Source organism: Halomonas sp. BC2, from assembly GCF_002078115.1.
In the GTDB taxonomy this organism is placed as follows: Bacteria; Pseudomonadota; Gammaproteobacteria; order Pseudomonadales; family Halomonadaceae; genus Vreelandella; species Vreelandella stevensii.
In genome coordinates this window covers 81,280-88,109 of the sequence record NZ_LFGT01000026.1, presented here as the reverse complement: position 1 = coordinate 88,109, position 6,830 = coordinate 81,280, and the positions used below count along the sequence as shown (strand labels likewise).

7 protein-coding genes are annotated in these 6,830 nt (G+C 57.6%); 3 read left to right on the top strand and 4 right to left on the bottom strand.

Features of this window, described 5'->3' with window-relative positions; all coding sequences use genetic code 11:
• The first annotated feature begins 76 nt into the window (after nucleotides 1-76).
• Nucleotides 77-283: a hypothetical protein gene (locus B7L71_RS15265; RefSeq protein WP_081138966.1), complete on the top strand. Its 207-nt coding sequence runs from the start codon at nucleotides 77-79 to the stop codon at nucleotides 281-283.
• Between the two features lie 8 nt (nucleotides 284-291).
• On the opposite strand, the gene B7L71_RS15260 is transcribed toward B7L71_RS15265, so the two are convergent.
• The 3 genes from B7L71_RS15260 to B7L71_RS17385 form a co-directional block, all read right to left on the bottom strand.
• Nucleotides 292-933 carry a hypothetical protein gene (locus tag B7L71_RS15260; RefSeq protein ID WP_081138965.1) on the bottom strand — a complete coding sequence of 214 codons (642 nt, stop codon included), beginning with the start codon at nucleotides 931-933 and terminating at the stop codon, nucleotides 292-294.
• A gap of 108 nt (nucleotides 934-1,041) precedes the next feature.
• Nucleotides 1,042-1,350 (bottom strand): hypothetical protein, encoded by a 309-nt coding sequence (locus tag B7L71_RS15255; RefSeq protein ID WP_081138963.1) that lies wholly within the window; start codon nucleotides 1,348-1,350, stop codon nucleotides 1,042-1,044.
• Nucleotides 1,351-1,689: 339 nt separating this feature from the next.
• A complete protein-coding gene (locus tag B7L71_RS17385; RefSeq protein WP_170919517.1) occupies nucleotides 1,690-1,956 on the bottom strand; it encodes a hypothetical protein in 267 nt (88 codons plus the stop codon).
• 211 nt (nucleotides 1,957-2,167) lie between these two features.
• Here B7L71_RS17385 and B7L71_RS15245 point away from each other — a divergent pair, with 211 nt between their 5' ends.
• Nucleotides 2,168-3,484, top strand: coding sequence for a hypothetical protein (locus B7L71_RS15245; RefSeq protein ID WP_081138960.1), 1,317 nt, complete (start codon nucleotides 2,168-2,170; stop codon nucleotides 3,482-3,484).
• 1 nt (nucleotide 3,485) lies between these two features.
• Here the strand turns inward: B7L71_RS15245 and B7L71_RS15240 are convergent, their stop codons facing one another.
• Nucleotides 3,486-4,004 carry a zinc ribbon-containing protein gene (locus B7L71_RS15240; RefSeq protein ID WP_039179834.1) on the bottom strand — a complete coding sequence of 173 codons (519 nt, stop codon included), beginning with the start codon at nucleotides 4,002-4,004 and terminating at the stop codon, nucleotides 3,486-3,488.
• 163 nt (nucleotides 4,005-4,167) lie between these two features.
• Here B7L71_RS15240 and leuS point away from each other — a divergent pair, with 163 nt between their 5' ends.
• Entirely contained in the window at nucleotides 4,168-6,753 is a 2,586-nt protein-coding gene (gene leuS, locus B7L71_RS15235; protein ID WP_081138959.1) for a leucine--tRNA ligase, read from the top strand.
• Nucleotides 6,754-6,830 lie beyond the last annotated feature (77 nt).

Sequence of the window (6,830 nt, the reverse complement as noted above, 5' to 3'; positions counted from 1 at the left end):
TTAACGCCTGAGTTCAAGGGCGGCGCAGCCGTCCACTTGCAACGTATTGTTATGCCCTGCGGGGCGGGAGAACGCTATGAGCAAGCGCTACAAAAAAGACCGCCAAGTTGACGGCTGGCCAGTGGTAGACACTAAAGAAAAATCAGTGCTCAGCACAAACGCAATAGTAGAGAGGCTCAACGAGCAGGAGCGCCAGATCAATGAAATGCAAAAACTCTTAAGTGATATGGCAAATAACGCGGTATTTCAGCGCCTGCATGAGATTGCCAGTAAGCAGGCATAACGCTTCAATCAGCCGCCGCTTTCAGCGGTCGGCTGCATTGACTTGTTAGCACTTTCGACCTGCGATGACTCATCAGTAATGATTGCTTCAGTAAAATTTGGTTCGGAAAAGCTTGCATAAAGAGCAAACGCCAAGCCCGCCAACCCGACAAAAAAGCCACCAATTGTGTAGTGTTTTTGTTGCCGTTTTTCTCTTTGATTAATTGTAAGTAGTTCCTTAATTTGAGTAGTTAATGGTTCTAATAGATGCTCATTGCCATCTATCTGATCACGAAGTCTCTCAAGATGAATACGAATTTCATTGGGTAGCCCCTCAAAAGGCTCACCTTTACGATATTGCGTGATATAACTTTTTATCAACTCCTTATGTTCAGATAAGTCGTCCTCTCTACCAGCCATAATTTCTCGGTTATATTTTCGAATGGTAAATTGTATCTTCGACTGAGTAAGTCCCCTCGTGGATGCTATCTCTTTGACATCCTCCCATGAAGGCTGACTGTGCTTTACCATATCCTTGAAATCCTTTGAGAAATTGGATATTTGCTTCATTTCGAAAATATCTACGAGCATAGTTACCAGTAGCCAAGCTAAAAGAATTAAACCACCAGTAATCCCAATAGAAAATAATGCGATAAACATCCAGTCTGGCACTTAGTTTCTCCTAATTGAGTGCTAACGCACGCCTAAACGGCGAGCAACTTGTTGCGAGTCCAGCGGCCGAAGGCCGCGATGTTTTAGGCGTTTGTTAGCCATTTAAATCTACGACTTAGCACCAAAACGCTTATTTTGATATATTACAAGAGCCTTAAACATGCTTGTGTAATACATGGCCAAGCCTGTTACCAGAATAAAGAAGCTTAGGATAAATATTTTCTGTTCTAATGGCACATCGGGATTAATCATGCCCGACCAAATTTCGTTCCAATGCCTGAAAAAGATTGATTGCCCTTCAAAAAAGAATTTCATCATTGTTAACACCAATATGGAAGCACCTGTAACTATCCATGACTTTGGTTTGGTTAACAATGTAATCAGTAAGAGCAAAAAATTTAGTAATTTGGAACGCATTATTAGTCCTTATCGCTGATCTCAATATATGGCTAACAGTGATTATATAGCCCACCACATAACCCCAATAACTGGGCGATCAGAGCCATTGATGTTATGCAGTCCCAAAAAAACATCTAAGCCATTGATTTTAAAAACCACAACCTTAGGCTAGGCTACATATCCCCTATTATCGTGCCCGCTCGTTTTGCCTGCTGAATCATACTCTATTCATAAAATCTGCTTAGGTCACCTATCTGGCGAGAATTTTTCGCAGTTTGGGTAGCTGGATCGGCACTGCGTTGCAGTGCTTCGCGGGTGCCTCACTTCGTTCGTTACGCCGCGCTACGGGTTGGCTGGCTAGGTAGTTTGACCTTTGTGGCCTGAAGTGGACTCTTGCTTTGTGATTGACTTGGGTGGCTGTATCGGCACCGCGTTGCGGTGCTTCGCGGGTGCCTCGCTTTGCTCGTTACGCCGCGCTACGGGGTTGGTGGCGTTATCGTTGTTGGTGGCGTTATCGTTGTTGGAGGCGTTGTCGTTGTTGGTGGCGCTGTCGGTGTTGGAGGCGTTATCGTTGGATTGGTGGCTTGATCGTCGCGCGCTGAAGCGCCCTCCCACGTCACACATCCTACACCCCTCATTTCCCTCAGCTCCATCGCATCCCCTTTCCCCTTTCCCCTTTCCCCTTTCCCCTTTCCCCTTTCCCCTTTCCCAACATCTTTCATCTCGCACATGGTGCATCCCTGGCATCTGCTGTCTCACCTCTCCCCTCGCTCTTGCTGCTGGCCTTCTTTTGCAAAGCAGCTTAGCCTGCTAACTCAACCAGTAAGGGTGTGCGATGCAAGAGACGACGAGGCGGCAGCGGGTGGCGGGTGGGTTGTTGTTGCTGGGGCTGTTGGTGCAGGTGGTGGGCTTTACCGGGGCTTTTGCGGCGGCGCAGGGGGTGAGCTATCTGCTGTGGGCGGCGGTGGCGTTGCTGTGGCGGGAGATTCCTCGGCGTTCACGGCGTCAGGCGGGGGTGTTGAGCGCGCTGGGGGCTACGATGCTGGTGGTGGCGCACTCGGTGTATGGCGCGGCGGTGAATTGGCCTGCCATGCTGCAGGGCAATGTATTCGTGGCCACCATGCTGGTGGGGGTGAGCTTTATTTCCCTGATCGGCACTCAGGGCAACAAGCGTGCGCCGGGCAGGCGGTTGACAGGGGCGGCGGGCGTGCTGCGTACCTGGCTGGGGGTGCATTTTCTGGGCACCATTCTGAACCTTTCCACGGTGCTGATGGTGGGCGACCGGCTGGCCCGGCGCGGGCCGTTGACCACGCCGCAGCTGTTGGCATTGAACCGGGGGTTGAGCAGCGCGGCGCTGTGGTCGCCGTTTTTTGCCTCCATGGCGGTGGTCATCGCCCTGGCGCCAGAGGTGCAGTACGCGCAGATTGCCGTGGTGGGGTTTCCGCTGGCCATGCTGGCGGGGCTATTTACCACCTGGGAGCTACGGCGGCGGTTCGATTTGCGCGAGGTGGATGGCTTTTCGCTGTCGCCGCGTAGCCTGTTCATGCCTGCGGGCATGGCGGCGCTGGTCATGCTGTTCCATGTTTGGCTGACGCCTGCGCTGAGCATCGTCAGCATCATTACCTTCCTGATTCCCGGCGTGGCGTTGCTGAGCAACCTGCCTGCGGGGCCGCGCTTTACCCTGCGCCGTTTGCGTCAGCACACCGTCACACGGTTACCGGCCATGCGCGGGGAGATTTCACTGTTTCTGGCGGCGGGCTTACTGACCGTGGGGCTTTCCACGCTGGTGGCCGCAGCGGCAGGCGATGCGTGGACGCTGTTTGCGCGGTTTGGTGCGCCCCAGGCCATGGCCAGCTTTGCAGCCATTGCCCTGAGCGCGCTGGTGGGGCTGCACCCGATCATTGGGGTGTCGGTGCTGGCCTCGGTGCTCAACCTCAGCGGTGCGGAGCAAACCCTGTTTGCGTTCGTGGGGTTGAGCGCCTGGGCGGTGGGTACCAGCGTGGGGCCGCTGTCCGGTATCAACCTCTCGTTACAGGGGCGTTATGGGGTCAGTGGCTACCAGATGATGAAGAACAACCTGCCTTATGCGGCGCTCATGAGCCTGCTGTCGCTGGGCGCGATAGCAGGCTTGAGCGCCTGGCTGGGCCTGTAGCTCAGGTTTCGATGATCTTGTTGGGGAAGCGGTAGAAGTAGCGGTGGCCACACTGGTGGCAGGGCTCCAGCCGGGCGACTTCGTTGAGCATCACCTGGGCGTCGCAGTGGGTGCAGGCCATCAGGCCGGGGGCGGCGATTTCGCCTTCGCAGTAGTCGGCACGGGCGGCTTCCAGGTCGTCTTCGAAGCGCTCCCGCTCGACAATGCTACGGTCGGCAATAGAAAGCAGCGACTCTGCCACGCGGCGGGAAAGCCGGTCCAGGTCGATGCCCAGCCAGCTGGCTACCTGCTTGCCGGTATCGGCCATGTAGTAGCGCATGTCTTTCAGGTCGCGCTCTACCCAGGCGCGCAGCAGGGCCAGCTCGTCTTTGGTGTACTCTTCCAGTTCGGCTTCAAAGGCAACGGCGTCGTCCAAATCCTTTTGCAGGTTTTCCCAGGTGAGTTCGTTGGCGCCATCCTGCATGCGTTCCAGCAGGCGCTCGTAGCCTTCACGAAGGCGATGATCGTTATGTTTTTCCATGGGTCCTCTCCTTTTGTTGCCACAAGTGCTGCCTATCATCGGCTAGCCGTTCAAGGATACACCGGCATAGGATACAATCGACGTTACTTATCTGACAGTCGTCATCCACTATTCACTTTGCGCCCTTTTTTGGGCGAATGACCCCAAGGCCTTGAAAACACCGATGGACGCACACTACAGCCCCCGTGATATCGAACGTGATGCTCAGCAGTACTGGGAAAAGCACCAGTGCTTCAAAGCCGTAGAAGACGCCAACCGCGAGAAGTTCTACTGCCTATCCATGTTCCCCTACCCCAGCGGCAAGCTGCACATGGGCCACGTGCGTAATTACACTATCGGCGACGTTGTCTCACGTTTCCAGCGCATGCAGGGCAAAAATGTCATGCAGCCCATGGGGTGGGATGCCTTCGGCATGCCGGCAGAAAATGCCGCCATCCAGAATCAGGTGCCGCCCGCCAAGTGGACCTACCAAAACATCGATTACATGCGCAACCAGTTGAAAGCACTGGGGTTTGCCTACGACTGGAGCCGCGAATTCGCCACCTGCGACACCAGCTACTACCGCTGGGAGCAGTGGTTCTTCACCAAGCTGGTGGAGAAAGGGCTGGTCTACAAGAAGATGTCCACGGTGAACTGGGACCCGGTGGACCAAACCGTGCTGGCCAACGAGCAGGTTATCGACGGCTGCGGCTGGCGTTCCGGTGCGCCGGTAGAGCGCAAGGAGATCCCACTGTGGTTCCTGAAGATCACCGACTACGCCGATGAGCTGCTGGCGGATCTGGATAACGTCGAGTGGCCTGAGCAGGTCAAGACCATGCAGCGCAACTGGATCGGCAAATCCCGTGGCGTCGAGCTGAGCTTCGATATCAAAGCCGCCGATGGCAGCGCCTGCGAGCCGCTGGCGGTGTACACCACCCGCCCGGACACGCTGATGGGCGTCACCTACGTGGCCGTGGCCGCTGGCCATCCGCTGGCCAAGCAGGCCGCCGAGCAGAGCAGCGAGATGGCTGCGTTCTGTGAAGAGTGCGCCAAGGGCGGCACTTCCGAGGCGGAAATGGCCACCAAGGAGAAGCTGGGCATGGCCACCGGCCACAAGGCCATCCATCCGCTGAGCGGTGAGGAAGTGCCCGTATTCGTGGCCAACTTCGTGCTCATGGAGTTCGGCACCGGCGCGGTGATGGCCGTTCCCGCCCACGACCAGCGCGACTGGGAGTTTGCCACCAAGTACGGCATCGAGCTGAGGCCGGTGGTCGCCAACGAGCACGGCAACACGCCGGACATCTCCGAAGGCGCTTACACCGAGCACGGCACGCTGATCAATTCCGGCGAGTTCGACGGTCTGGAGTTCCAGGCGGCGTTCGATGCCATTGCCGCCAAACTGGCCGAGCTGGGCCGCGGCGAGGTGAAAACCAACTACCGCCTGCGCGACTGGGGCATTGCCCGCCAGCGCTACTGGGGCGCGCCGATTCCGGTGAAGTACGGCCCGGAAGGCCAGACCGTGCCGCTTTCCGATGATGAGCTGCCGGTGGCCCTGCCCATGGAAGTCACCGTGGATGCCTCCGGCTCGCCGCTGAAGAAGATGCCCGAGTTCTCCGAGCTGGGCGACGGCTGGGTGCGTGAAACCGACACCTTCGACACCTTCATGGAGTCTTCCTGGTACTTCGCCCGCTTCTGCTGTGCGGATAACCACGAGGCCATGCTGGACGAACGCGCCAACTACTGGCTGCCGGTGGATCTCTACATTGGCGGCATCGAGCACGCCATTCTGCACCTGCTCTACGCCCGCTTCTTCCACAAGCTGCTGCGCGATTTCGGCATGGTCGATTCCGACGAGCCGTTCCAGCAGCTGCTTACCCAGGGCATGGTGATCGCCGAAACCTTCTACCGCATCAAGGATAACGGCGGCAAGGAGTGGTTCAACCCGGCCGATGTGGAAGTGCAGCGCGACGAGAAAGGCCGCCCGCTGAGCGCCGTACTGATGAGCGACGGCCAGCCGGTGGAGATGGGCGGCATCGAGAAGATGTCCAAGTCGAAGAACAACGGCGTCGATCCTCAGTCGATGATCGACAAGTTCGGGGCCGACACTGTACGCCTGTTCATGATGTTTGCCGCCCCGCCCGAGCAGTCGCTGGAGTGGTCCGATTCCGGTGTGGAAGGCGCGCACCGCTTCCTGAAGCGGATCTGGCGTCAGGTCACCGAGCATCTGGCGGCGGGCACCCCCGGCACCCTGAACGTGGACGCGCTGAACGACGACCAGAAAGCGCTGCGTCGCAAGACCCACGAGACCATCAAGAAAGCCAGCGACGACATTGGCCGCCGCACCACCTTCAACACTGCCATTGCCGCCGTGATGGAGCTTTCCAACACGGTTGCCAAGTTCGACGACAGCTCTGAGCTGGGCCTGGCGGTGAGCCGTGAAGCGCTGGAAGCCTGCGTACTGCTGCTGGCCCCGATCACCCCGCACCTGTGCCACACGCTGTGGCAGCAGCTGGGCCACACCCAGCCTGCCATCGAAGCGCCGTGGCCAGCGGTGGATGAAGTCGCCCTCACCCGCGACAGCATCGAGCTGGTAGTACAGGTGAACGGTAAACTGCGCGCTCGCCTGGAAGCCCCGGCCAGCGCCGACAAAGCCGCCATCGAGAAACTGGCGATGGAGAGCGACAACGTCCAGCGCCATCTGGAAGGCAAAACGGTCCGTAAAGTGATCGTGGTGCCGGGCAAGCTGGTCAACATCGTGGTGAGCGGATGAATCGACGTCACTTCCTGACCCTTGGCAGCGCCGCCTGTGCGGTGGCGCTGCTGGGCGGCTGCGGGTTCCGCCTGCGC